The 24,733-nt window shown below is 47.9% G+C and carries 20 protein-coding genes, 2 tRNA genes and 1 pseudogene; 7 read left to right on the forward strand and 16 right to left on the reverse strand.

Annotation, left to right across the window (positions count from 1 at the left end):
- Positions 1-384: a lactoylglutathione lyase gene (gloA, locus tag BFC17_RS02055; protein WP_070174802.1), complete on the reverse strand. Its 384-nt coding sequence runs from the start codon at positions 382-384 to the stop codon at positions 1-3.
- A gap of 255 nt (positions 385-639) precedes the next feature.
- Between gloA and BFC17_RS02060 the strand changes: the two genes are divergently transcribed.
- On the forward strand, positions 640-1,449 hold the full coding sequence (locus tag BFC17_RS02060; RefSeq protein WP_070174803.1) for an RNA polymerase sigma factor: 810 nt from the start codon (positions 640-642) through the stop codon (positions 1,447-1,449).
- 82 nt (positions 1,450-1,531) lie between these two features.
- On the opposite strand, the gene BFC17_RS02065 is transcribed toward BFC17_RS02060, so the two are convergent.
- Positions 1,532-2,578 carry an aromatic ring-hydroxylating oxygenase subunit alpha gene (locus BFC17_RS02065; RefSeq protein WP_083271546.1) on the reverse strand — a complete coding sequence of 349 codons (1,047 nt, stop codon included), beginning with the start codon at positions 2,576-2,578 and terminating at the stop codon, positions 1,532-1,534.
- Positions 2,579-2,716: 138 nt separating this feature from the next.
- Positions 2,717-2,968: pseudogene (locus BFC17_RS02070) on the reverse strand (endonuclease III); the annotation flags it as partial.
- Between the two features lie 121 nt (positions 2,969-3,089).
- On the opposite strand from BFC17_RS02070, the gene BFC17_RS02075 reads away from it, so the two are divergent.
- Positions 3,090-5,216, forward strand: coding sequence for a hypothetical protein (locus BFC17_RS02075; protein WP_070174805.1), 2,127 nt, complete (start codon positions 3,090-3,092; stop codon positions 5,214-5,216).
- Positions 5,217-5,308: 92 nt separating this feature from the next.
- Here BFC17_RS02075 and nth read toward each other — a convergent pair whose 3' ends face one another.
- From nth to BFC17_RS02120, 9 genes are all read right to left on the reverse strand, one after another.
- Positions 5,309-5,941: an endonuclease III gene (gene nth, locus BFC17_RS02080; protein ID WP_070174806.1), complete on the reverse strand. Its 633-nt coding sequence runs from the start codon at positions 5,939-5,941 to the stop codon at positions 5,309-5,311.
- Positions 5,942-5,946: 5 nt separating this feature from the next.
- The gene (locus BFC17_RS02085) at positions 5,947-6,636 is read right to left on the reverse strand and encodes an electron transport complex subunit E (protein WP_070174807.1); all 690 of its coding nucleotides are present in this window, start codon (positions 6,634-6,636) and stop codon (positions 5,947-5,949) included.
- Position 6,637: 1 nt separating this feature from the next.
- Complete coding sequence (rsxG, locus tag BFC17_RS02090) at positions 6,638-7,288, reverse strand: electron transport complex subunit RsxG (RefSeq protein WP_070174808.1); 651 nt, start codon at positions 7,286-7,288, stop codon at positions 6,638-6,640.
- Complete coding sequence (gene rsxD / locus BFC17_RS02095; protein ID WP_070174809.1) at positions 7,288-8,379, reverse strand: electron transport complex subunit RsxD; 1,092 nt, start codon at positions 8,377-8,379, stop codon at positions 7,288-7,290. The genes rsxG and rsxD overlap by 1 nt, the downstream gene beginning before the upstream one ends.
- A 2-nt stretch (positions 8,380-8,381) precedes the next feature.
- Entirely contained in the window at positions 8,382-10,661 is a 2,280-nt protein-coding gene (gene rsxC, locus BFC17_RS02100) for an electron transport complex subunit RsxC (protein WP_070174810.1), read from the reverse strand.
- Position 10,662: 1 nt separating this feature from the next.
- Positions 10,663-11,229 (reverse strand): electron transport complex subunit RsxB, encoded by a 567-nt coding sequence (gene rsxB, locus BFC17_RS02105; RefSeq protein ID WP_070174811.1) that lies wholly within the window; start codon positions 11,227-11,229, stop codon positions 10,663-10,665.
- Positions 11,229-11,810: an electron transport complex subunit RsxA gene (gene rsxA, locus BFC17_RS02110; protein WP_070174812.1), complete on the reverse strand. Its 582-nt coding sequence runs from the start codon at positions 11,808-11,810 to the stop codon at positions 11,229-11,231. The genes rsxB and rsxA overlap by 1 nt, the downstream gene beginning before the upstream one ends.
- 413 nt (positions 11,811-12,223) lie before the next feature.
- A tRNA-Asn gene (locus BFC17_RS02115) sits at positions 12,224-12,300 on the reverse strand.
- Between the two features lie 22 nt (positions 12,301-12,322).
- A tRNA-Asn gene (locus BFC17_RS02120) sits at positions 12,323-12,399 on the reverse strand.
- A 1,121-nt stretch (positions 12,400-13,520) separates the two neighbouring features.
- On the opposite strand from BFC17_RS02120, the gene BFC17_RS02125 reads away from it, so the two are divergent.
- The 3 genes from BFC17_RS02125 to BFC17_RS02135 all read left to right on the forward strand — a co-directional run bounded on the left by BFC17_RS02125 (position 13,521) and on the right by BFC17_RS02135 (position 17,935).
- Positions 13,521-14,819, forward strand: coding sequence for an MATE family efflux transporter (locus BFC17_RS02125; RefSeq protein WP_229680978.1), 1,299 nt, complete (start codon positions 13,521-13,523; stop codon positions 14,817-14,819).
- 9 nt (positions 14,820-14,828) lie between these two features.
- Positions 14,829-16,847, forward strand: coding sequence for an excinuclease ABC subunit UvrB (uvrB, locus tag BFC17_RS02130; RefSeq protein WP_070174813.1), 2,019 nt, complete (start codon positions 14,829-14,831; stop codon positions 16,845-16,847).
- A 158-nt stretch (positions 16,848-17,005) separates the two neighbouring features.
- Positions 17,006-17,935: a LysR family transcriptional regulator gene (locus BFC17_RS02135; RefSeq protein ID WP_070174814.1), complete on the forward strand. Its 930-nt coding sequence runs from the start codon at positions 17,006-17,008 to the stop codon at positions 17,933-17,935.
- Positions 17,936-18,019: 84 nt separating this feature from the next.
- Here BFC17_RS02135 and BFC17_RS02140 read toward each other — a convergent pair whose 3' ends face one another.
- Together BFC17_RS02140 and queC are read right to left on the reverse strand one after the other, a co-directional pair.
- The gene (locus BFC17_RS02140; RefSeq protein ID WP_070174815.1) at positions 18,020-18,694 is read right to left on the reverse strand and encodes a hypothetical protein; all 675 of its coding nucleotides are present in this window, start codon (positions 18,692-18,694) and stop codon (positions 18,020-18,022) included.
- Positions 18,695-18,732: 38 nt separating this feature from the next.
- Positions 18,733-19,389, reverse strand: a complete 657-nt coding sequence (gene queC / locus BFC17_RS02145) for a 7-cyano-7-deazaguanine synthase QueC (protein ID WP_070174816.1) — start codon at positions 19,387-19,389, stop codon at positions 18,733-18,735.
- 114 nt (positions 19,390-19,503) lie between these two features.
- Here queC and queE point away from each other — a divergent pair, with 114 nt between their 5' ends.
- Positions 19,504-20,151 (forward strand): 7-carboxy-7-deazaguanine synthase QueE, encoded by a 648-nt coding sequence (queE, locus tag BFC17_RS02150; RefSeq protein ID WP_070174947.1) that lies wholly within the window; start codon positions 19,504-19,506, stop codon positions 20,149-20,151.
- Positions 20,152-20,165: 14 nt separating this feature from the next.
- Positions 20,166-21,101 carry a type 2 periplasmic-binding domain-containing protein gene (locus BFC17_RS02155; RefSeq protein ID WP_070174817.1) on the forward strand — a complete coding sequence of 312 codons (936 nt, stop codon included), beginning with the start codon at positions 20,166-20,168 and terminating at the stop codon, positions 21,099-21,101.
- Positions 21,102-21,151: 50 nt separating this feature from the next.
- Here BFC17_RS02155 and asnB read toward each other — a convergent pair whose 3' ends face one another.
- Complete coding sequence (gene asnB / locus BFC17_RS02160) at positions 21,152-22,819, reverse strand: asparagine synthase B (RefSeq protein WP_070174818.1); 1,668 nt, start codon at positions 22,817-22,819, stop codon at positions 21,152-21,154.
- Positions 22,820-23,047: 228 nt separating this feature from the next.
- On the reverse strand, positions 23,048-24,688 hold the full coding sequence (locus BFC17_RS02165) for a M28 family metallopeptidase (protein ID WP_070174819.1): 1,641 nt from the start codon (positions 24,686-24,688) through the stop codon (positions 23,048-23,050).
- Positions 24,689-24,733: the final 45 nt, after the last annotated feature.

A 24,733-nucleotide genomic window follows, 5' to 3' on the forward strand; every position in this document is an offset into this window, starting at 1 on the left:
TTACTCTGGCTGAATTAGCTCAATAGCATAACCGTCGGGATCGCGAACGAAAGCAATCACGGTCTGACCGCCTTTTACCGGCCCGGGTTTACGGTAGACATCAGCTCCTTTGGCTTCCAGTTGCGCGCAAAAGGCGTAAATATCATCAACCGCAAAGGCCACGTGGCCATAGGCAGTCCCCATGTCGTAGTCGTTTTCTCCCCAGTTATAGGTGAGTTCCAGCACCGCCTGTTCTGATTCATCAGCATAGCCAACAAATGCCAGGGTGTACTGATATTCGGTGTTCTCGCTTTTACGCAGTAGCTTCATGCCCATGGTATCAAGATAAAATGCCAGTGAGGCGTCGAGATCCTTAACCCGTAACATGGTGTGTAACATTCGCATAAGCGGCTCCTGTATTGCTGAATTTTGGCTGATCAATTTGGCAGAATGATGACAAAACCATTTTACTGCCAGCGGCTTGGCAGTTACTTTAAGGATTCATTTCAGCAGATTAAAGTCATTTTTGACGGGACTGGCAAAAACATCGTCGAATATGTTTCGCGCCAGGTGAAAAAAATAAATTAAATTTGTTGTCACACTTTTTAGGCGTCGCGTTTCTATTGGTACACAGGCTTTTAAAAACCAGGGAGTACCAGAATGATGTTTGCGGCCTACTGCGACGATGAGTTACCGCCAGAAACTCAGCTTAGTCGTAATCAAACCGCCACGCTGCTGCAACAGGTAGTGGATGACCTGCCAGAAGAAAGTCGGGAAATCGTTTTACTGTATTATCGGGAAGACCAGTCAGCTACTCAGGTGGCTGAGTTATTGTCGGTGTCGCCTGAACTGGTTCGCCAACGGCTAAGCCGCGCACGTAAAGCGCTTAAATCAACCTTGTTAGACCGTTATGGCAAATTGATTCTGACCACAGCCCCTACCTTTACTGCGTCATCGTTGCTGCTGGCCGGTGCGGGGATCAGCGCGCCAGCTAAGGCGTCAACAAGCAGTGTGTTGGCCAATTCAGGCAGTGCCGGAATACTTAAACTGTTTCTCAGCGGCGCATTTTTCGCCGCTTTATTAGGGGCGCTGAGTGTGTTCTGGAGTACCTATTTACCCCTTAAACACATGACCATCGAAAGCCAGAAATTACGCTTAAAGCAGCTCCGGCGGGCAACCGTTATCTGGGTGCTATTCACCGGCATAATGCTGGCTTGTGCTTATGAATTTACCTCTGGCTGGCTCATGCCGGTGCTGGCTTATTCCTTATTTGCAGCAGGTTTATCGGTGCAGTTCAAAAAAATGCGAAAGGTGATCATGTACGATATGTTCGATAGCAAACCACATTCAATCGAGCAACAAAAAATGGCGTTCTGGCAACGTTGTTGGGGAAATGCCGGGCTTTATGGTGGTTTACTTGTAGGCTTTGCCAGCATGCTCATCGGCCTGATGGGGGCGGGGAGACTGTAGTACGCGGTTGCTATAACCTGACTGTTAAATAAAGCCGGATAAATACCGGCATCGCCTGCAAACGATGCCGGTAATAAACCATTCAGCGGCTTAAATAGCAATAAAATTCCGCCACGCCAGCCTCTAAAAAACTCTCGATCGGGCCGTATTCTTCTTCGCCAGCCAGATACAGCGCTTCTCTGCCTTGTTCCAGTAATAAGCAGGCTTCTTCGTCTTCTACCGCTGTTTCCATATAGGCTTTTTTGTGGGCTGTGAAATACCCCGACTCCTTGTTAAGGCATGACCTGGGGTAATAAAATTCAACATGATTTGTGCACTGCCGGGCGCCTCTGGGATACACCGTACTGATAACCAGCACTTCCGGATACCACTCAATCATGATATTTGGATAGATATAGCACCAAATCGCGCCGTATCGGGGCATTTCATTACCGAAACGCTGGACCAGATTATCCTGAAAATGCCGGTAGTTTGGGGTAGTGGCCTTCAGCAAATCGTCAGCCAGCCCCACTTTCTGTACGGAATAATCTGCTCCAAATTCCCAGGTCAGATCGGCGGGTTTTACAAACTGTCGCAGGCCCGGATGCATTGAAAATACGTGATAGTTTTCCAGATAGATTTCGGCAAAACTTTTCCAGTTAAAATGGTATTGCGTGGTCTCCATGCCGGCGAAGAAATAGTCATCGAAATTGATGTACGTATCAAGACCCAGTGCGGTTAAATCCATATTGGGTACGCGACCACGAAAAAGTAGACCGTGCCAGCTATTCAGTGCTTCTTTTTTAAGCTTGCCTGCTGGCTTGTGCTCAAAATGCGGTGCACCTTTAAGCTGCCCGTGATTATCATAGCCCCAGCAATGTAACCGGCAAACGATATGGCGAGTGCGGCCATTGCCGTCTAATAATTTAGCCTGACGGTGCAAGCAGACATTCGACAGAATGTCGTAGCCTTCGCCCTGATTGAACAGCACGTAACGGTCATTATAGTGGGGCAGTACCTGATAACTGAACTTCTCAGGAACCATCAGAGTGTGCCCCGCGTAATTAAGCCCTTTCGCGAAGGCGAAATCTGTTTCTGCTTTACTGCTGGCTGGGTCGAAATAGCTTTCTATTGATGGGTGCTGAACCAATCCCCGGTACTCCAAAGCGCTAATGTACGATAACCCGCCTGCCAGCGGGTGTGGTAAGGATGGGTATAGTAAGTAGAGGAGTCGGTTTAGTCGATCAATGAGTTTTTATGCCATCGACAAAAATCTTTTATGGATGAATTACTCGTCTATTTTGTCTTTGTATTCACACAAATCTTCAATGATGCACGAGCCACAGTGGGGTTTGCGGGCCAGGCAGGTATAGCGGCCATGCAGGATAAGCCAGTGGTGTACATCGACCTTAAACTCTTCAGGCACGACCTTAAGTAGCTTTTCTTCTACTTTATCGACGTTCTTACCCATGGCGAATTTAGTGCGATTCGAGACCCGGAATATGTGGGTGTCTACGGCGATGGTTGGCCAGCCAAAAGATAATTAAAGTAGACGCTATAGCATCTCAGGTTTGTCATACACCATTAAGGGTGTTGTGTAAAATTTGTGCTATGGTGGCTAATCAAGTATGTTTAACTCTCAAAAATAATGAGCAGGACGCATGACATTTTTTACTGAGTTAAAAAGACGCAACGTGTTTAAGGTTGCCAGTGTCTATTTAGTAACCTGCTGGATTATTTTGCAAGTTATTGCGGTAGTGGCACCGTCGTTACACCTACCTATTCTATTTAGCACGATTACAACAGTTATTCTGGCAATTGCTTTTCCTTTTGTGTGCATTTTTGCGTGGGCATTTGAACTGACTCCTGATGGGCTTAAACGCACCCACGAGGTGGATGTCAATGAGTCTATTCGCGAGCAGACTGGCAGTAAAATTAATTATATATTGATTTCAGCATTGTTATTAGCTTTGGGCTTTATTGCCTATGATAAGTTTTTCCTCCCAAATTTCGATGACAGTTTGGAACGCTCCATTGCCGTATTGCCGTTTGAGGATATGAGCCCTGATAAGTCGCAAGGCTATTTTGGTGATGGCATTGCCGAGGAAATTCTCAATTCATTAGCGCGTTTAGAGAAGCTTGTCGTAATCGCTCGCACCTCATCGTTTAATTTTAAAGACAGCAACACCGACATTCGTGAAATAGGTCGTACACTGAACGTTAACTATGTGCTCGAGGGCAGCGTACGTAAAGAAAAAGACAAGGTGCGTATCACCGCACAGCTGATTGAAGTGGAAAGTGGTGCGCACGTCTGGTCACAGACCTATGACCGTGAGCTAGACAGTATTTTCGCGCTACAGGATGAATTAACTTTCGCCATTACTCAAGCGCTCAAGCTGAACCTGTTACCCGAACAAATAGAATACGATGCCGGGATGACCATGAACCCCGAGGCCTATGAATTGTTTATCGAGGGGAGGGCGTTGGCCTATCAGCGCTCATCAAAGTCACTGCAGAAATCTGTCGAGGTGCTCAAACAGGCCATTGAGGTGGATGAACAGTTTTATCTCGCTAAGGCCCAGTTATTTTTGGCCTATTATATGGCTACTGAATACGGTGGAATCGATTACACTACAATTGATACAGAACAGGAAAGACTCTTTTGGGAATTACAGACTGCGCCAGATTTTGCATTAAAATATCTCGCGCTGGCACACTTTGCCAGTAGAGAGTATCAACCTAAAGCTTATTTTGCATTGAGTAATCGTGCCTATGAGTTAGCTCCTAATGACCCATTAATTCAAAATGTTTACCTGCTTATTATTTATGATATCGAACAGTCGATAGAACGACGCTATGGCGTGCTGCGAAGCAACCCTCAAAGTGCAATTAACCATCGAAACCTAATTGACCTGCTAGTTGTACAAGGGCGTATGGCTGAAGCTAAAGGATTACTTAACAATATGGAGGTGAAATTCCAAGGCATGACATCTTTGCTGGTCTCGCAGCTTTTAGTTTATTTTACCGGCGAACATGATTTTGAGAAAAGTTTGCGCTTGTTGGTTAACTATGAGGGGGAACTCACCGGAAGTTTGCGAGCGCTTGAAACGACATTGATGATCTACTCAGATCGAATTGATGACGCTCTGACGTTAATGCAGAAAAACATAACCAATAATGCAACACAGTTGGATTTTGAATGGAGCAATGCATTATTGTTATTGCAATTGAGGGATTATGGCCGGTTGACACCGGCGCAAGAAAACACACTACAACAAATGCTTGACGATCATCAGCAAACAGATTTGGATATTCAGCTCGCATTGCTCAATGGAAACAAGCAGTTATTTATTGAAAAGCATAAGATAACTCATCCGACAGTTGAATCAGTTGAAAAAGCTATGTTAGTTGACCCTTATAGCTCCATGCTGTATTTAAGCATACTCAAAGAGCAAGGAAATAAAAGTGACCTTATCAATGGCTTGCTACCAATTGTTATTCAACTGTTTGGAGTTAATTGTAGTACTAATTTAGTCTTTAAAATGAGTCACTATTGTCAAACATTCTGGTATTTAACCGAGCAACAGAGTGCTGATCTACGCTTTGAGAGCTTTACTAAACAACTTAATTATTTATCCGTTTATGAAAGCGGAATACACGCTTTGTTACTCAATTCACCGGTATACAACGGCGTGAAAAACCACCCTGAATTTGAGTCAACTATTCAGAAATTCAAAGATGGCGTGTTTAAGCAATCAAATTCTAAGTTAATCTTTGAACAACACTAATTTGGATATGGCGCGTAAAGGAAATAACGCCTAAAAATGCAGAATAGGTGCTCACCAAACGAATATTAAAAAGCTATGTATATTGCACCGGCTTAATCAGTTTTATCCTTAAACTCGCACAAATCTTCAATAGTACACGAACCACAACGAGGTTTGCGGGCAATACAGGTGTAGCGACCGTGGAGAATTAGCCAGTGGTGTACATCGACCTTAAATTCTTTGGGGACTACCTTAAGGAGCTTTTCTTCTACCTTATCGACGTTTTTACCCATGGCGAATTTAGTGCGGTTAGAGACGCGGAAGATATGGGTATCTACAGCAATAGTTGGCCAGCCAAAAGCGGTGTTTAACACCACATTCGCGGTTTTGCGGCCAACACCGGGCAGTGCTTCCAGTGCTTCGCGACTTTCCGGTACTTCACTGTTGTGTTTCTCAATCAGGATCTGACACAACTTATACACGTTTTGCGCTTTTGAATTAAATAAACCAATGGTTTTGATATAGTCTTTCAGGCCTTCTACGCCAAGCGCTACAATGGCTTCGGGTGTATTGGCAACCGGAAACAATTTATCGGTGGCTTTATTTACACTGACATCGGTGGCTTGCGCGGATAAGGTCACTGCAACCAATAATTCAAAAGGGCTGGAAAAGTTTAGCTCAGTGGTAGGATGCGGATTGGCATCCCGTAAACGGGTTAAAATTTCCAGTCGTTTCGCTTTATTCATTTGCTTTAACTCTCTGCCGTAACCCGTGCCCGGACTACTGTTTTGGTTTCACTGGCGGCGGCTTTCTCAGCCACTTTCTTGTCGATGATGTTTTTCAGCGCAATCAGCAGGCCCATGCCCAAAAATGCACCCGGGGGCAAAATGGCCAGCAGGAAAGGATAGTCAGAGGTGAAAACGGTGATTTTCCAGCTTTCTGCCCCCGCGCCAAACAGCCGTTCTGCGCCGTTCAGCAAAGTGCCGTTACCAAGCACTTCGCGAATGCCGCCCAAAACCACCAGAATAAGAGTAAATCCGATGCCCATCATCAGACCATCAAAGGCTGAGGCGGAAACCGGATTTTTAGAGGCAAAGGCTTCTGCCCGACCGATAATGGCGCAGTTGGTAACAATAAGTGGAATGAAAATCCCTAAGGCTAAATACAGTTCATAGGTGTAGGCGTTCATTAACAGTTCGATAATGGTAACAAAAGCCGCAATGATCATTACAAAAACGGGGATGCGTATTGCTGAGGTCACCCAGTGGCGGATAACCGATACGGTGGCATTTGACCCAATCAGCACCAGTGCGGTCGCCAGCCCAAGGCCAAGGCCATTAATTACGCTGGAGGTGACTGCCAGCAACGGACACAGGCCTAACAGCTGCACCAGCGCCGGGTTGTTTTTCCACAGGCCATCAATCATGAGTTGTTTAAACATGCTAGTTTTGTCCCTCGCTGAGCGCACCCGCCTGACAATCCGTACTCTGATTGAAAAGCTGCTGCTGATTTGCGCTTAAATATCTGAGCGTGCGGGCAACACTGCCGACCACCGCGCGGGGCGTTATGGTAGCGCCGGTAAACTGATCAAATTGTCCGCCGTCCTTTTTGACCTGCCACTGTTTTGCTTTATCTTCGTCGTAGCTTTTACCATTAAAAGATAGCATCCAGTTACTGACGTTCATCTCTATTTTATCACCCAGCCCCGGTGTTTCTTTGTGCTCAAGGGCTCTTACACCCAACACTTCACCGTTAGTCCGGACTCCGGCAATTAAATGAATATCGCCGCTGTAGCCATCCGGCGCGGTAAACTCAATGGCCAGCGCTACATCCTGTCCATCCATGCGAGCGCGGTAAACAGCTTTAGGTTCCTTGCCTAAAGCGGGATCCTTTACCATGGTGCAATCCAGATAAAGCTGATTATTATACAATGCAGGCGGAATGACTTCGTTGAGCGTGGCCAGTTTCTTTTTGGCGCGCTGCTCATCAATTTTTGCTTTGGTGCCATCAAACGTCAGCGCAATTAAGCCGGTGGTCACCAGCGCAAACCCCGCCAGGATAAGGCCATTTTTGGTAATGCTGTTAAGTGGCATTATGGCTCTCCCTCGGTTTGCTTAACCGCACGTTTGGCCCCGTAGACTGTGGGTTGCGTGTAATAGTCAATCAGCGGTACTGCCATATTCATGATGACGACGCTGAACGCGATGGCATCCGGATAACCACCAAAAGTACGAATTATAACGGTCCAAAACCCAATGGCAGCACCAAATATCAGCCGCCCTTTAGGCGTAGTAGAGGCAGAAACCGGGTCGGTAGCAATAAAAAACGCCCCAATCATCACCGCACCGTTAAACCAGTGAAACAGTGCCGAGCCATACAGGTCGCTGTTTAGCATGGATAAAAATGTCGCCGTAACAGCTACGCCAGCGATAAGGGATAGCGGAATATGCCAGCTGATAATACGTTGCTGAATCAGCACGATTCCGCCTAATGCATAGGCCAACGCAACGCCAGTCCAGCCCGCGCTGGCAGATGACCACAGACTGTCAGTAAATTGCGCCTGACCAATGGCTTCAGAATAAGTATATCCCTGACCTAACTGGGTTTTAACGAAGTCCAGCGGGGTTGCCATGGTGACCCCGTCAACCCCAAAGCGAAGTTGGTTGAGGTCATAGCCAGCTGAGTTGAAACCAGTAAAAATAACGCTTAGTGCATCACTCAGTCCTACGGCGTGACTGGCTAATTCCGCCGGCGGGATCCAACTGCTCATGGCCGCAGGGAAGGATATCAGCAGCATGACGTAGGCTGCCATTGCCGGATTAAACAGGTTAAAACCAAGTCCGCCGTACAGCTGCTTCACTATGGCTATGGCAAAAAAGCTGCCTGTCATGGTAATCCACCAGGGCAATAGCGGCGGCAAACTTACGGCCAGCAACAAGGCTGTAACAACCGCACTGTAATCCTGCAGGGCCTGCATAATGTCGCGTTTGCGTAATGTAACTATAGCGGCTTCGGTGAGTACCGCGGTGATCAGGGCAATCAACATCTGCACAATAACGCCCCAACCAAAGAAATATAACTGAGCTAACACACCCGGGACCATGGCATACAGCACAAGACGCATCACCTGATCAGTAGTACGCCTGACGTGCTGGTGGGGTGAGCTTGATAAAACTAATTTCATGCTTATTCGTTATCCTCTGCGCTGTTTTGCTGCGCTTCCCGCTGGGCTTTTTTCGCTTTAGCTCTGGCCACGGCGGCGGCAATTTTGGCTTTACGCTGAGCCTCTGGCGAGTCGTCCTCCTGAGTGTTGCTCGCTACAGTTTTGTCGTCCGCTTGCTCTGCTTCGCTATCAGTCTGTTCCGCTGGCGCGGCAGACTCAGCCGCTTGCTTTTTGGCTTTAGCCCGGGCCACGGCGGCAGCAATTTTGGCTTTACGCTGGGCTTCGGGGGAGTCGTCTTCTGTCGCGGTCTGTGCTTCGTCGTCTGCTGGCTGTGCTGGCGTTGCCGTCGTTTCAGTTGCCTGCTTTTTGGCTTTGGCCCTGGCGACAGCAGCAGCTATTTTAGCCTTGCGCTGTTCCTCGGCAGACATTTCGCTGCTGGCTTCAGCAGGTGCATGATCTGACGGCGATGCATTGGTTGCGGGTGACTCTGCTGGTTGGACAGCGGCAGCTTTTTTCGCTTTAGCCCGGGCAACCGCGGCGGCTACTTTTGCTTTACGTTCACTCTCAGCATCTGCAGGGCTGGAAGTTGATTCAGCGGTCTCGGCTGCCTCAGATGCAGCCTCTTGCTGCGCCTTTTTGGCTTTCGCCCGGGCAATGGCTGCGGCCACTTTAGCCTTGTTATCATTTTCAGGCACAGGCGCTTCGGCGGCCGGTGCCACGGTAGCTTCGGCCTGGCTGGCTTTTTTCGCCTTAGCCCGGGCCAGAGCGGCGGCCACTTTGTCTTTAGCCGCGTCACCGGCAGCTGAAGCGGTATTTTGGGTTGCCTGTTTACGGGCAGCCGCGGCCTGTTTGTGTTTTGCCTCGCGCTCTTGCTGTTCTTTTTCCAGTCGGGCCTTACGGGCTTCAAAGCGTTGTCTGGATTTTTCCGCTTTTTCTTTTTCATCCCGCTGAATGCGGATTTGGGATTTGGCTTTGCGGTAGTAGTGGACCAGCGGAATTTCACTGGGACAAACGTAAGCACAGGCACCGCATTCTATGCAGTCAAACAGGTTATATTCCTGTGCTTTATCCAGTTCGCCGGCCTTACTGTGCCAGTACATTTGTTGTGGCAACAAACTCACCGGGCAGGCATCTGCACAGGCCGAACAGCGGATACAAGCCAGTTCCCGCTGGTTTAAATTCAGTTCTTTTTTAGCCGGTACCAGTAAACAGTTGGTGATCTTCACCACCGGCACGTTAACCGAAGGCAAGGTAAACCCCATCATCGGACCGCCCATGATTACCGTCGGGACTTTTTGTTTTTTTATCTGGTACTGGGCTTTGTTAAGTAAGGTTTGTACCGGCGTACCGATCAGCGCCCAGACATTCTGAGGCTTGAGTACGGCTTCGCCGGTAATGGTAACTACCCGTTGGATCAGAGGTTTGCCATACAAAATGGCATCCGCAATAGCGTAACAGGTACCCACGTTAAACATCATAACGCCCACATCGGCAGGCAGGCCCTGGCGCGGGACTTCACGACCGGTTATCACCTGAATAAGCTGTTTCTCGCCGCCGGCAGGATATTTGGTCGGGATCTGAACTACGCGAATGGCGGCGCAATCCTCACACACCTTTTGCATGGCTTTAAAGGCTTCGGGTTTGTTGTCTTCAATGGCAACGACCACCACTTTAGGGCCAATAAGATGCATCAGAATGTCTATGCCCTGGCGAATTTGCCAGCCATATTCGCGCATAAGGCGATCGTCAGCGGTAATGTAAGGCTCGCATTCAATACCGTTAATGATCAAAAACTCAACGGGTTTGCGCGCCGTTGATTTTATGTGGGTAGGAAAGCCAGCGCCGCCCATGCCGGCAATACCCGCTTCGCAAATGGCCGCTAACAGCACCGCTTTGTCTTGCTGCTGATAGTTTTCAATAGGCGCAAGCTCTGCCCAGGTATCGTTACCATCGGGTTCGATAACGATACACAGTTCTGCCAGTCCACTGGGATGGGCGGTTGTGCGTTCTTCAATAGCGGAGACTTTGCCCGAAGTAGGCGCGTGGACTGGCACGGCAAAAGGGTTAGGGCTACTGGTTAAAACCTGCCCCTTGAGCACGCTATCTCCTGTGGTTACCAGACAGCTTCCGGCAGTGCCAATATGTTGTTTTAGCGGGATCAGCAACTGCTCAGGTAAGGGCAGGGTATCGATGGCTGTTTGGTTTGACAGGTGTTTACGACCGTCCGGGTGCACGCCGCCGGGAAAGGTCCATAATTTTTGCTGGTCGATTCGTTCGACTATCTGATCAAAATCGTAAGGCATATCAAGAAACCACTTTTACCGGAATATCGCCTACCGGCGTTTGGTTAAAATCCCATTGCCAGGATGCGGTTGTGGGATTAATAGTAACCATATCGATACAATCCACCGGACAGGGTTCGACGCATAAATCGCAACCGGTACAGGCGTCGGTGATGACAGTGTGCATTTGTTTGGCAGCGCCGACAATGGCGTCTACCGGACAGGCCTGAATACACTTGGTGCAACCTATGCATTCGTCTTCACGAATATAGGCCACTTTAGGCGCGGCATCTTCGCCGTGGGCAGCGTCCAGGGGTTTTGCCTCTACCCCCATTAGTTCGGCTAAATCCTTAATGGTTGACTCACCACCGGGCGGACATTTATTGATGTCATCGCCATTGGCAATGGCCTCGGCGTAAGGGCGGCAACCAGGATATCCACATTGCCCGCACTGAGTCTGTGGCAATAACGCATCAACCTGATCAACCAGGGGATCGGACTCCACCTTAAACCGTATAGCGGCATAACCCAGAGCCAGACCAAATAGTAAGGCCAGTAATCCCAGCGCAATTAACGAAGATATTAACATTACAGCTTAACCAATCCGCTAAAACCCATAAACGCCAGCGACATCAGGCCGGCAGTGATCATGGCTATAGAAGCGCCTTTAAACGGGGAGGGGACGTCAGCAGCGGCCAGACGTTCGCGCATTGCAGCAAATAAAATCATAGCGAGAGAGAAGCCAACGGCGGCACCAAATCCGTAAATGATGCTTTGCACCAGATTATGCTGCTCTGTAAGGTTTAACAGTGCCACACCTAATACTGCACAGTTTGTGGTGATGAGCGGGAGAAAAATGCCCAGCAGGCGATACAGTGTCGGACTGGTTTTATGTACTACCATCTCGGTAAACTGCACCACCACGGCAATCACTAAAATAAAACTCAGGGTACGTAAAAAACTGATGCCCAGGGGTTGCAGCAGGTAGGTTTCCACCAGGTAACTACACACTGATGCCAGGGTAAGCACAAATGTGGTGGCCATGGACATGCCAATGGCGGTCTCCAGTTTGCTGGATACCCCCATAAACGGACAAAGTCCGAGAAACTTTACCAGTACAAAGTTATTTACCAGGACTGTACTTATCAGTAATAGTAAAAATTCGGTCATTAGGCTGTATTACTACCGTCTTTATTGAAAATTTAGCGTCGGTATCCGGCCTTCAATCAGGGCGGGAATACACGGAAAATATTAGCTGCGTATTATCTAATATTTTGCGCCTGATTAACAATGTTGTTCGCCTACTTTTTCCGGGCTAAGCGATTGATTGATGATATATTCTGTTGATATGCATCAAGCAGGGTCCTGATCCGGTTATGGCGGGCTGTTTTGGCAGTGCGACGGGAAGCCTTGAAAGCTAATAAAAACCAAAGTCGGTAAATCAACCACAGTGCTGTCAGGCTAAATATTCTTAAACAGGTAATGTTATTTTAATCGTCAGCTGAAAATGTGCTAACTGATGGAAGGTGTTTGACTGAATGGTAATACTAAGCGAGTAGATGATGTTATGGAGCCAGTAAAATTGGCTCCCCCTCCCCGACTCGAACGGGGGACCTGCGGATTAACAGTCCGTCGCTCTAACCAACTGAGCTAAGGGGGAACACTTTTTTACTGTTGAAACTTGGCTCCCCCTCCCCGACTCGAACGGGGGACCTGCGGATTAACAGTCCGTCGCTCTAACCAACTGAGCTAAGGGGGACCGGTGTCTCAACGGTGGCGAATATTAATGAGCAACGATTCACGTGTCAACTAACTTCGTGAAAATTTTATTTCGTTTGCACAAAAAATGTCTTTTCGGGGTGATTAAGCCTAAAAAACAAGCGAAGTGACTGTTTATTGAACTTTTGTTCAACGAATAAGGCCTAATTTATTGAATATTAATGCTTTAATTGTTTCGCTCTGTGATGGTTCATCTGTGTATTACTTTTTTGTAATTTAAATAGATAAAATTATAACTAAAAGCTATTAAAAAACTGTTGAGTACTGGCTTAATATACAGCTTTTAATAAAACTGTAACCGACGACATAAACCCAGAAGGTTAGTCATCACTTACAAAAATATCGCTGGATTGACCTCAAACCCGCGCCAGTACTGGCTCTTAATTAGTTATCCACCAAATCTGTGGATAACTATGTTGATAGTTTTTTGCAGGGCTTGTCATAGTGATGATTGAGTCAATTTATTGTCATCTCACTGTCACATGAGAAAAAATTAAAATACATAAAAAACAGTTATATAGATATTGTAAATGGCGAATTAGACAATATCCTGTCATTTTTTAAAGCATAGCCGTAGACAATGATTTTCTTGTGTGTTAATTGCCACTAAAAAGCAGGGATATAACTTATTTAACAAATAATTTACGTTGTGAGGGGCAAATATATTCGAAGTCGGGGGAATGGTTACGGGATGCATCCGGTCAGGTAATAAAGTAATCGCAGGTAATCTATGAGTAAATTAATGTGTCAATAGTGTAATCTGAATTTTTGCCTGAAAAGTAAACAAATAAGTTTCCGTTATTGGCGATATAAATGATAAAAAAGGCGAAAATGGCAAGTGTCGACAGGTAACGGTTTTTTATTGATAAATCCCTGTTGTTAAAAGACGCTGTCGATTACAATTGTTGACCGGTTTGATTTAGCCTTTGTCCCGGCCTGAACACCGAATTAGCAAATATAAACCACCGCCGCATTTCTGAGCCCGCAATGATGCGCGTTACAGAGCTTGTCGCAAACCCAATACCTTTAGAAGTGAATACTGTGAAGCAGGAAAAGTCCCTCGACTTACTCAATGGTGATATAGCCGACTCGTTAAAACGAATGGCCTTGCCCATGATCATTGGCATGATCATGATGATGAGTTTCGGGTTGATTGATACGTTTTTTGTCAGTTTGTTGGGGACTGAACCACTGGCGGCTATTAGTTTTACCTTTCCGGTAACCTTTACTTTAATCAGTCTGAATATCGGTTTAGGTATTGGGACCTCTGCGGTGATCGCACGCCTGGCCGGTCAGGGCAAACAGGATGGTGCCAGGGAGACTGGTTCGGGTGCGCTGATGCTCTCGTTCGCGATGGTTGGTCTGCTGGCAATTGTCGGTGGATTTAGCATTGATTTTGTCTTTGCCCTGTTGGGAGCTCAGCAACATCTGCTTCCTTATATTCATGATTACATGACAATCTGGTACTTCGCGTCGGTCTTTCTGGCCATGCCGATGGTGGGGAATAGCATATTACGGGCGCGTGGAGATACCAAAACACCGAGCATTATTATGGCAACCGGTGGTGGCATTAACGCGGCTCTGGATCCGTTGTTTATTTTTGGCTGGGGACCGCTACCCGCCATGGGGATTGGCGGCGCAGCGCTGGCGACTCTGATTTCGTGGATCGTATGTTCGGTGTGGATCCTGTATTTATTAGCCCGGCAACGCAATTACATTTTGCCGCGTTTATTAACTCTGAGCGAATTAGCTGAGCGCAGTCGCGCTATCTTACACATTGCCTTGCCAGCGGCGGGAGCCAATATGTTAACCCCCATCGCGGGCGCTATTTTAACCCGGGTGGTCGCAGGTTATGGCGAAGAAGCGGTTGCTGCCTGGGGGGTTGGTAGTCGTTTAGAGTCTTTTACCACAATCGTGGTGCTGGCGTTGTCTATGTCCTTGCCGCCGTTTATCAGCCAGAACATGGGCGCAAACCGGTTTGACAGGGTGAAGTCGGCTTACTGGCTTATCGTTAAATTTGTGCTGGTTTGGCAGTTGTTTATCAGCGTGCTGTTATGGCTGTGTTCAGGTTTGCTGGCCTCGTTGTTTGCCAAAGAGCAGCAGGTGGCCGATCTGATCCAAATGTTTCTGATTATTGTACCTTTAGGGTACGGACTGCAGGGGATTGTGATCCTGACCAATTCCTCATTAAACGCCATTCATTTACCGATGTCAGCGCTGGTGCTCAGTGTCATCAGATTGTTTGTGTTTTTTGTGCCGATTACGGTGGCTATGGGCATGGTTCTGAACCTGCAAGGCATTTTTATCGGTGCAGTTATCGCTAACCTGTTGATGGCATTGGTTTCGACTTTTTGGTTTAAGCGGTGTTTACAGGCATTGTCGGGGCAGGCACAAAGTTAGGGAGCAGTTATGGCAGATAAAGGCTTTGAGCTGGTATCTAAATATCAGCCAGCCGGGGATCAACCCACCGCAATCGAAGCATTAGTGGATGGCCTGGACAGTGGTCTGGCGCATCAGACCCTGCTGGGGGTTACCGGTTCAGGTAAAACCTTCACCATGGCCAATATTATCAATCAGGTGCAACGACCCACCTTATTGCTGGCCCACAATAAAACCCTGGCGGCGCAGCTCTATGGCGAGATGAAAGAGTTTTTCCCCCACAATGCGGTGGAATATTTTGTTTCCTATTACGACTACTATCAGCCTGAAGCCTATGTGCCCAGCACCGATACGTTTATTGAAAAAGACGCCTCGATTAACGACCACATAGAACAAATGCGGCTATCCGCGACTAAGGCGCTGATGGAGCGCCGTGACGTTGTGATTGTGGCCAGTGTGTCGGCCATTTACGGTTTGGGCGATCCAGAATCCTACATGAAAATGCTCCTGCATTTGCGTCAGGGTGACACCATCAACCAGCGTGACGTGCTGCGTCGCCTGGCCGAACTGCAATACAAGCGTAACGATTTAGCCTTTGAGCGCGGTACGTTCAGAGTCAGGGGAGATGTCATAGATATTTTCCCGGCGGACTCCGAAAAACAAGCGGTCAGGGTAGAGTTATTTGATGACGAAATCGACCGGATCAGTCTGTTTGATCCGCTTACCGGCGCAGTCGAGAAAAACGTAGTACGGGCGACGGTTTTTCCTAAAACCCATTATGTAACGCCCAGAGAGAAAATATTAAGTGCAGTAGAATGCATTAAAGAAGAGCTTGCCGACCGCAAAAAGCAGCTGCTGGAAGTAAATAAACTGCTGGAAGAACAGCGCATTTCACAACGCACGCAGTTTGATATCGAAATGATGCTGGAGCTGGGTTACTGCTCTGGTATCGAAAACTATTCCCGCTATCTGTCTGGTCGTGCACCGGGCGAGCCGCCGCCGACCTTGCTGGATTATTTTCCGGCTGACGGACTGATGTTTATCGATGAATCCCACGTTACGGTTTCGCAGATCGGTGCCATGTACAAAGGTGACCGCTCACGTAAGGAAACCCTGGTGGAATACGGTTTCCGCCTGCCATCGGCACTGGACAACCGGCCGTTAAAGTTTGATGAGTTTGAGCATATATCACCACAAACCATTTATGTGTCAGCAACGCCGGGCAACTATGAGCTGGAAAAATCAGACGGTGAAGTAGTGGAACAGGTGGTGCGCCCTACCGGTCTGTTGGATCCGGTTATAGAAGTGCGACCGGTAGCGACCCAGGTGGATGATGTGCTTTCCGAAATTCAGCTACGGGTGGCTGTAGATGAACGGGTACTGATCACCACGCTGACCAAGCGCATGGCAGAAGACCTGAGCGAATACCTTAATGAACATGGGGTTAAAGTACGTTATTTGCACTCGGATATCGATACCGTGGAGCGGATTGAGATTATCCGTGACTTACGTTTGGGTAAATTCGATGTGCTGGTGGGGATCAACCTGCTGCGGGAAGGTCTGGATATGCCGGAAGTCTCACTGGTGGCTATCCTTGATGCCGATAAAGAAGGCTTCCTGCGAGCCGAAAAATCGCTGATCCAAACCATCGGTCGGGCTGCTCGTCACGTCAATGGTAAGGCTATTTTGTATGCCGATACCATTACCGGCTCAATGCGCAAGGCGATAGATGAAACCGACCGCCGCCGCAATAAGCAAATCGAGCACAACAAAGCCAACAATATCACGCCGCAGCGGCTGAATAAGCCGATTACCGATGTGATGGATTTAGGTGATTCGGTTGCACCAGGCTCTGGTCAGGTAAGACTGCGCAAAGTAGCCGAATCGAAGAAAGCCGCGAAAGCGGCCTCGGCGACGGAATTAATGGCCCAAATTGGCGAGCTGGAAAAGCAAATGTTCGAATTTGCCAAAGAGCTGGAATTTGAAAAAGCCGCGTCGCTTCGGGATGAAATTGAGCAACTAAGAAAACAGGTGGTGGCATTATCCTGATTTGCATTACCAGCAGATGAAGCCAGTGTAACAATTTGTTTTCTACAGCTTTAATTAAAGATTGCACAAAATGTGATTGTAAATAGTGCAGACTCTGCCTATTATGGTTTGAGTATTGATAACTATACCTATATTTATACACATTTTATGGTGCGCCCATGCTAAACCGATTACAAGAATCTGATATTAAACTCCTGCGGGTATTTTATGCGGTCGCTAGTTGTAATGGCTTTACGGCGGCAGAGCCGGTGCTGAGAATGCAGCGGCCTAACATCAGTGCGGCAATCAAAAAACTGGAAGAGCGTTTGGATTTGGTGCTTTGCCATCGCGGTCGGGGCGGCTTTCAGATGACCAAGGAAGGCGAGGTGGTTTTTCAGGAAACCAAGCGAATCTTTAACGCCTTCGATAACTTCGTGTTTAACTTAAAATCCCTGCACGATGATTATTCTGGTCATATTACCCTGGTAATGATGGCCGGATTACCGCTTTCTATGCACCTGGCCGTCAGCCGGGCAGTCAAAAGCACCATGAAAAAGTTTGATGATATCCACGTTAATATTCAGACCCGTTTGTACAACGAGGTTGAACATGTAGCCTTATCCGGAGAGTGTCACCTGGTGATCTCGACTTACGATATGGTGAAGCCCGAATCAGTGACCTTTCATCCGATTGGTACATCGTGCACTGGTCGCCTGTACTGTGCGCCTTCGCATCCGCTGGCCAGGTATCGTGATGTGGATGCCTTGCCAGACAACGTAAGAATAGAGGATTACCCGGCAATTGGTATCTCGGGGTTGTCATCGGCTAACTACATTGATGGTGACAGCCGACTGGCCATTCAGACGTTCTCTGATTCATTCGATGCGGCGATGTCGGCCATGATGACCGGTGAATATGTTGCCTTATTGCCTGACTATATGGCTAAGGAACAGGGGGTTTCGCTGGGGTTAGTGCCTATTGCTAATGGCAGCCTGTTTAAATTCAGTCATGAACTGTTCGTAATGAACGGTAAAAATACCCGCTTAAACCCGGTACTGCGCCACTGCATTAAAGAACTCAGTTACTTTATCAGCGAAAGTCAGAAATAAAGGATTACCTATCTTTCAGATAACGCCCGCTAAACTGCTTAGCGGGCGTTTTTTATTTTTTCCTGATGGCCATGGCGCCACTGCTTAAGAACACCCGCCAGCGCCCCTCTGCTTCGCCATTGTTGGCAAAATCCAGCTCGACACTGCCAGAACGCTATCGGTACGATAGGTACCGCTTAGCTGCATTATACCTTTATCAATTTCATTAAGGGTCATAACCCCGTTGCGATAGTCATAATGAATAACGAATTGGTGATCGTTGGCAAAATAGGCTTTTTCGATGGGATAGTCACCAATCTCAGCCAGACTCAGTTGGTAGCTCTCCGGTGAACCCGATAACAGGCTCAGTGCATTCAGTAGCGGTGATTTGGGGACTGCGTCAGCTTGCTGGCTGGACGCTGGCTGACTGACTAATGTGACTTTACCGGTTAGCACGACCAGATAACTGCCATCATTTTGATAGCCAATATCAAGGACGTCATAGCCAGGTTCGAGCACTGCTTCAGCCTGGCTTTCGATAAAGTCAGAGCGAAGAATAAAGTCTTCCATCGTGGTTATGGATTTAACCGTTACACCGGCCCGTTCGATGGCTTCTCGCTTGGCAAATAGGACGGCTTCTTTGTAATCCTGACCAGCGGAGGATTTAATGCCATCATCATAGCCTTTAATCTGGACCGATATGCTTTGTTGAGCCAGCCCTGGCAGGACTACCGACAGCCATAAACCCGCAGTAACAAGGACAAAATTAGACGCTTTCATGCTGACTCTCCTTTGGCCGGCCATGGCCGGTGCAAACGTTATTCGTAGTCCAGCGGGTCGGTCTGATGATTGTCGCGGAAGGCTTCGAGGCGCTCCTGACAGGCACCGCACTGACCGCAGGCCTTTTCCCGGCCGTTATAACAGGTCCAGGTCTTGCCGTAATCCAGTCCCATACGCAGTCCGTCGGTCAGAATAGCAGTTTTACTGACTTCAAGGTAAGGGGTAACTATTTCCACTGCTTCGTAGTTGGCGATGGCACAGACGTCGTTCATTTTTCTGACAAATTCCGGGCGACAGTCCGGGTAAATCGCGTGGTCGCCTGAATGAGCGCCGTAGTACACCTTAGTGGCGTTTTCGCTAACCGCATAACCTACCGCCATGGAAAGCAGGATCATGTTGCGGTTAGGCACCACGGTGGTTTTCATGCTGGGCTCTTCATAATGCCCTTCTGGTACGTCGATGTCATCGGTCAGGGCCGAACCGCCAACCAGAGAGTTAATGGCGGAAATATCCACAATCTTGTGCGGAATATTAAGTTCTGCACAAACTCGTGCAGCGTAGTCGAGCTCCTTCTTGTGTCGCTGGCCGTAATCAAAAGACAGCGCCAGGGGTGTTTTACCATCTTCCAGGGCTTTGTTTAGTACGGTAAAAGAGTCCATACCGCCGGAATAGATAACAATCACTTTTTCAGACATAACAGGTATAATTTAATAAATGATAACGGAATTTTATGCTATCCCTGCTAGAATCCCAACAATAATCACGACAGGATTAAACAATTGACCGATCAGCGACTCAATATTAATGAAATGTTTGAAACCATCCAGGGCGAGGGCGTTTATACCGGTGTGCCGGCTATTTTTGTCCGCTTGCAAGGATGTCCGGTAGGCTGCCCGTGGTGTGATACCAAACACACCTGGGAACTGGACGAAAACATGATTGACTCGGTTGAAGCGGTAATCACCAAAAGCGGTGAATCTGAGCGCTATTTCGGCATCTCCGAGCTGGGCTTACTGGCCTTGTTTGAACAACAGCGGTATCAGGCTAAGCATGTTGTGTTAACCGGGGGCGAACCCTGTATGTACGATTTAACCGATTTGACCCGGTTACTTCACGAACATGGCTATACCACGCAAATCGAAACCAGTGGTACTTTTGCCGTGCGCTGTGCACCAGAAACCTGGGTTACCGTATCGCCTAAAATCAATATGAAAGGGGGCTATGATGTTCTTGTCAGTGCGCTTGAGCGCGCTAATGAGATCAAACACCCGATTGCCATGCAAAAGCACATTGATGAGCTCGACGAACTGCTGGCCAGGGCCAGCAAGCTACCGGATATTATCTGCCTGCAGCCCATCAGTCAGCAACCCAGAGCAACAGAGCTTGCCATTAAAACCTGCATTGAGCGTAACTGGCGACTGTCGTTACAAACTCATAAATATGTTGGCATAGCCTAAGGTAGGGCACGGACATGGCGTTGTATAGATTTAAGAGTAAGGCAATAAGACGCAGCTTGCGTCTGCTGACCGCATTATCAGCTATTGCACTCACGGTACCCGCCCAGGCAGCCAGCTGGTCGATTCATTATCCCCGCCCTATAAACGAGAGTGACAGTCGGCACGAGTACCCGTTAACGCTGCTTAAGCTCGCACTGAGTAAAACGGGCGTTCGCTATACGTTAAAACCGTCCGAGCGTATCTTGCTGCAGGGCAAATCCATTCGCCAGCTAAAAGAAAACCGCGAAATTAATATTTTATGGGTAATGACCGACAGCCAGCGCGAGAAAGAACTGCTGCCCATTCGAATTCCAATTCACAAAGGACTCATTGGCTGGCGGGTGTTTTTAATTAATCAGGACTTTGCCCATAAGTTTACCGACATTAATGAGATTGGTGATTTTTCTTCATTAACGGTGTTACAGGGCGCGGAATGGCCTGATACTAAAATTCTGCAATCCAACGGTTTTAACGTGCTGACCGTGTCTGACTTTCCGGAAGCCTTTAACCGGCTGGAACTCAAGCAAGGCGATTTTTTCCCTCGTGCGGTGAGTGAGGTAATGGGAGAACTGGAGGCCAGATCTATCAGTCCTGATATCGTGCTGGAGCCGTCTTTAGTTCTGCATTATCCGGCCGCGATGTATTTCTTTGTAAATCGTTCAAATCCGATCATGGCGCGACTGATAGAAACCGGATTGCGTCGGGCGCTCGAGGATGGTTCCTTTGATAATATCTTTGTCACTCATCACCGCAAAGCCTTACTTAAGGTTAACGTTGGCGAGCGAAAGGTGTTCACGCTGGAAAATCCGTTATTACCCAAAGAAACGCCGCTTGATGATAAGGCTTTGTGGTTTGACCCACAACGGCATGTACCGGAGAGTTCGGTGAATGCTGAACTAACCAAAGACTAAAATAAAAACAGCACCTTAAGGTGCTGTTTTTTATGCTTTAGCAAAAGAGCTTAGGCTTTGCCGTGGACGTCCTGCATAGAACGGCCTGATGGATCAGCGTTGTTCTTAAAGCTTTCATCCCACTCAAGGGCTTCCACCGTACTACAGGCGATTGATTTACCACCCGGTACACAACGTGCAGCCGTTTCCTGTGGAAAGTAGCTTTCAAAGATAGTGCGGTAGTAGTAACCTTCTTTGGTATCCGGCGTGTTGATAGGGAAGCGGAATTCCGCTGCCGCTAACTGCTGATCGCTCACTTCGTTTTCAACGAAGTCTTTAATTGAGTCGATCCACGAGTAGCCTACGCCATCACCAAACTGTTCTTTCTGACGCCACAGAACTTCTGGCGGCAGCGTATCACCGTTATCGAAGGCTTCACGCAGAATGTATTTTTCCATTTTGCCATTGCCACACATCTTATCTTTAGGGTTAAGACGCATTGCTACATCCATAAACTCTTTGTCGAGGAATGGAACACGGGCTTCAACACCCCAGGCCGACGTGGCTTTGTTCGCGCGTGCACAGTCAAACATGTGCAGGCGATCCAGTTTACGCACGGTTTCTTCGTGGAATTCCTTAGCGTTAGGCGCTTTGTGGAAATACAGGTAACCACCAAAGATTTCATCTGAACCTTCACCCGACAATACCATTTTGATACCCATGGCTTTGATCTTACGGGTCATCAGGTACATCGGCGTTGCTGCACGAATGGTCGTGGTGTCGTAAGTTTCCAGATGGTAGATAACATCACGGATGGCGTCTAAACCTTCCTGAATGGTAAAGTGAATTTCGTGGTGCACGGTACCAATCATGTCAGCCACTTTCTGGGCTGCAATTAGGTCTGGCGCGCCTTCAAGACCTACCGCAAAAGAGTGCAAGCGTGGCCACCAGGCGTCAGACTTATCTTCATCTTCTACGCGCTTAGCGACATATTTTGCCGCAACAGCCGATACCAGCGATGAATCTAAGCCACCAGACAGCAGTACCGCGTAAGGTACGTCTGACATCAGGTGAGATTTAACGGCTTTTTCGAAAGCGGCACGCAGTTCGTCAATGTTCGACTCGTTATCTTTAACGTTGTCGTATTCCATCCAGTCGCGCTTGTAGTACTTAACCATCTCACCGGTTTTGCTCCACATGTAGTGGCCCGGAGGGAATTCGCTGATGGTTTTACATACTGGCGCAAGGGCTTTCATTTCAGACGCTACGTAAAAATTACCGTGCTCGTCGTAACCAGTATAAAGGGGGATAATACCAATATGGTCACGGGCAATCAGGTAGGCATCTTCTTTTTCATCGTAAAGAATGAAGGCAAACATGCCCTGTAAATCGTCAATAAACTCAACGCCGCGTTGTTGATACAAAGGCAAAATAACTTCGCAGTCAGAACGGGTTTTAAAGTCATATGGCTCAGCCAGATCTTTGGCTAATTGCTTATGGTTGTAGATTTCACCATTAACAGCCAGAATTTGCTGGCCGTTGTTGCTAATTAGCGGCTGGGCGCCAGTATCAACATCGACGATTGCTAAACGCTCGTGACACAAAATGGTATTGTCATTATTCCAGATACCCGACCAGTCAGGGCCACGGTGACGCAGCGTTTTGGTTAGTTCCAAAGCTTGGGTTCTGAGTTCAGACACATCGGTTTTGATATCTAAGATACCGAAAATACCACACATATAAAGCGTTCTCTCTTGTCACATAGTTAAAGGATTGTTTTTTCTGTCGGTGCTCGAATTGATGTACAGCGGTGGATTATTTTTTTGCAGGATAAACCTTTTCACTCGCGAGTACTGAATGTGCCAGTATGAGCAAAAATTGCAAGTACAATCTGGTCTATTTAATCATTTAAATACAAAAAACCGCCTCGGTGGGCGGTTTTTAAGTTAGATAACAGCGTTACCTGATTATTTGCGTTGGAACTCGCTGGATTCACGCCATTGTGGCCAGCTGTCTTTGTTGGCTACTAAATAGCCAACTTCCATTAACAGCTGGGTATCCTGAGAAATACCGCTTAAATCCCAGTCATCGCGAAACTTATCGCACACCTGATGATAACAGCCTGTTACTATCACGCTGGTACGCTTACGGTATTTGGCGGTTTCTTCGTCATATGGCTCACTGCCGCCTTTGGCGTAAAGGGCCGGTACACCTACTTTGGCAAAGCTGAAGTGATCCGAGCGATAGTAATAACCGGCTTCCGGACGGTCTTCCTGCGTTACCGTGCGGCCCTGACGTTTAGCGGCTATGTTGAGCTCTTCCTCAAGGTCAGACTTACCCATACCGATTACGGCGATGTCTTTGGTTTTACCCAGTACATTCATGGCATCCATGTTGATGTTAGCAACGGTTTTGTCCAGTGGAATAATCGGATTGTCAGCGTAATATTTTGATCCCAGCAGGCCTTGTTCTTCGGCGGTAACAATTAAGAAAGTCACCGACCGTTCAGGGGCCGGAGTTAAGCGGGCAAAAGCGTCTGCCATCACCAGCGCGGCTGCGGTACCGGTGGCATTATCGTGGGCACCATTATATATCTGATCGCCATCGAGACCTTCGTCTTTGCCCAGATGATCCCAATGAGAAGTGTAAATCACATGCTCATCGGGCTTTTTACTGCCCGGCAAGGTTGCAATCACGTTGTGACTGGTAGAAGCCTTATAAGTATTATTTACTGTTACCGACAGGGTTTGTTCCAGTGGCACAGAATAGGGCCCCTGCATGGCTTTGGCTTTTTCTTCTGCAAAATTAAGGCCCGCGTCGGCAAATACGCGACTCGCTGCTTCAAGGGTTAACCAGCCTTCAACGGCAACGCGACTGGCGCCTTTATCCGGGCTGACCAGGCCATACTGGGGGCCGCTCCAACTGTTGGCAACTACCGACCAGCCGTAAGAGGCCGGGGCGGTTTCGTGTACAATGATGGCGCCTGCTGCCCCCTGGCGGCTGGCTTCTTCGTATTTGTAGCTCCAGCGACCGTAGTAGGTCATTGTGGTACCCTGAAACTTGCCGCTGTCCGGATTTTCAAACCCCGGGTCGTTAACCAGAATGACAACAGTCTTACCGGTGACGTCCAGCCCGGCATAATCATTCCAGTCGTATTCCGGGGCATTAATGCCATATCCGACAAAGACCAGTTCAGAATCAGTCAGTGAGACGGTTTCCTGCTCCCGCTTCGAACCGGCTACCATGTCGGTTTTGTAAGCAAAGGTATTATCGCCGATGGTCATAGTCATGTCCGGATCGGCAGTAATCTCCATCAGGGCAACTTCTTGCAGGTAGCTGTCGCCATTACCGGGTTTGAGGCCCATGCGTTTAAACTCAGACACCAGATAATCCAGGGTTTTCTTTTCCCCGGCGGTGGTGGGTAAACGCCCCTCAAATTCATCTGACGCCAGGGTTTTCAGTGGCGGTGCTATTTTATCCGCGGTAATGCTGTTGTAGATGGTGTCAAAATTACTGGTTGCTGTCGTTGTGGTTGCCGCTTGCTGGCCACAGGCTGATAACAGCGATGTGGCAGAAAAGACCAAGGGCAATAAGAGGTTTTTTTTCATTTATTTTTCTCGGATTGCTTTACAATAGCCATCCAGTATAGAGAA

The sequence above is a fragment of the Marisediminitalea lipolytica genome (assembly GCF_001758465.1).
Classification (GTDB): domain Bacteria; phylum Pseudomonadota; class Gammaproteobacteria; order Enterobacterales; family Alteromonadaceae; genus Alteromonas; species Alteromonas lipolytica.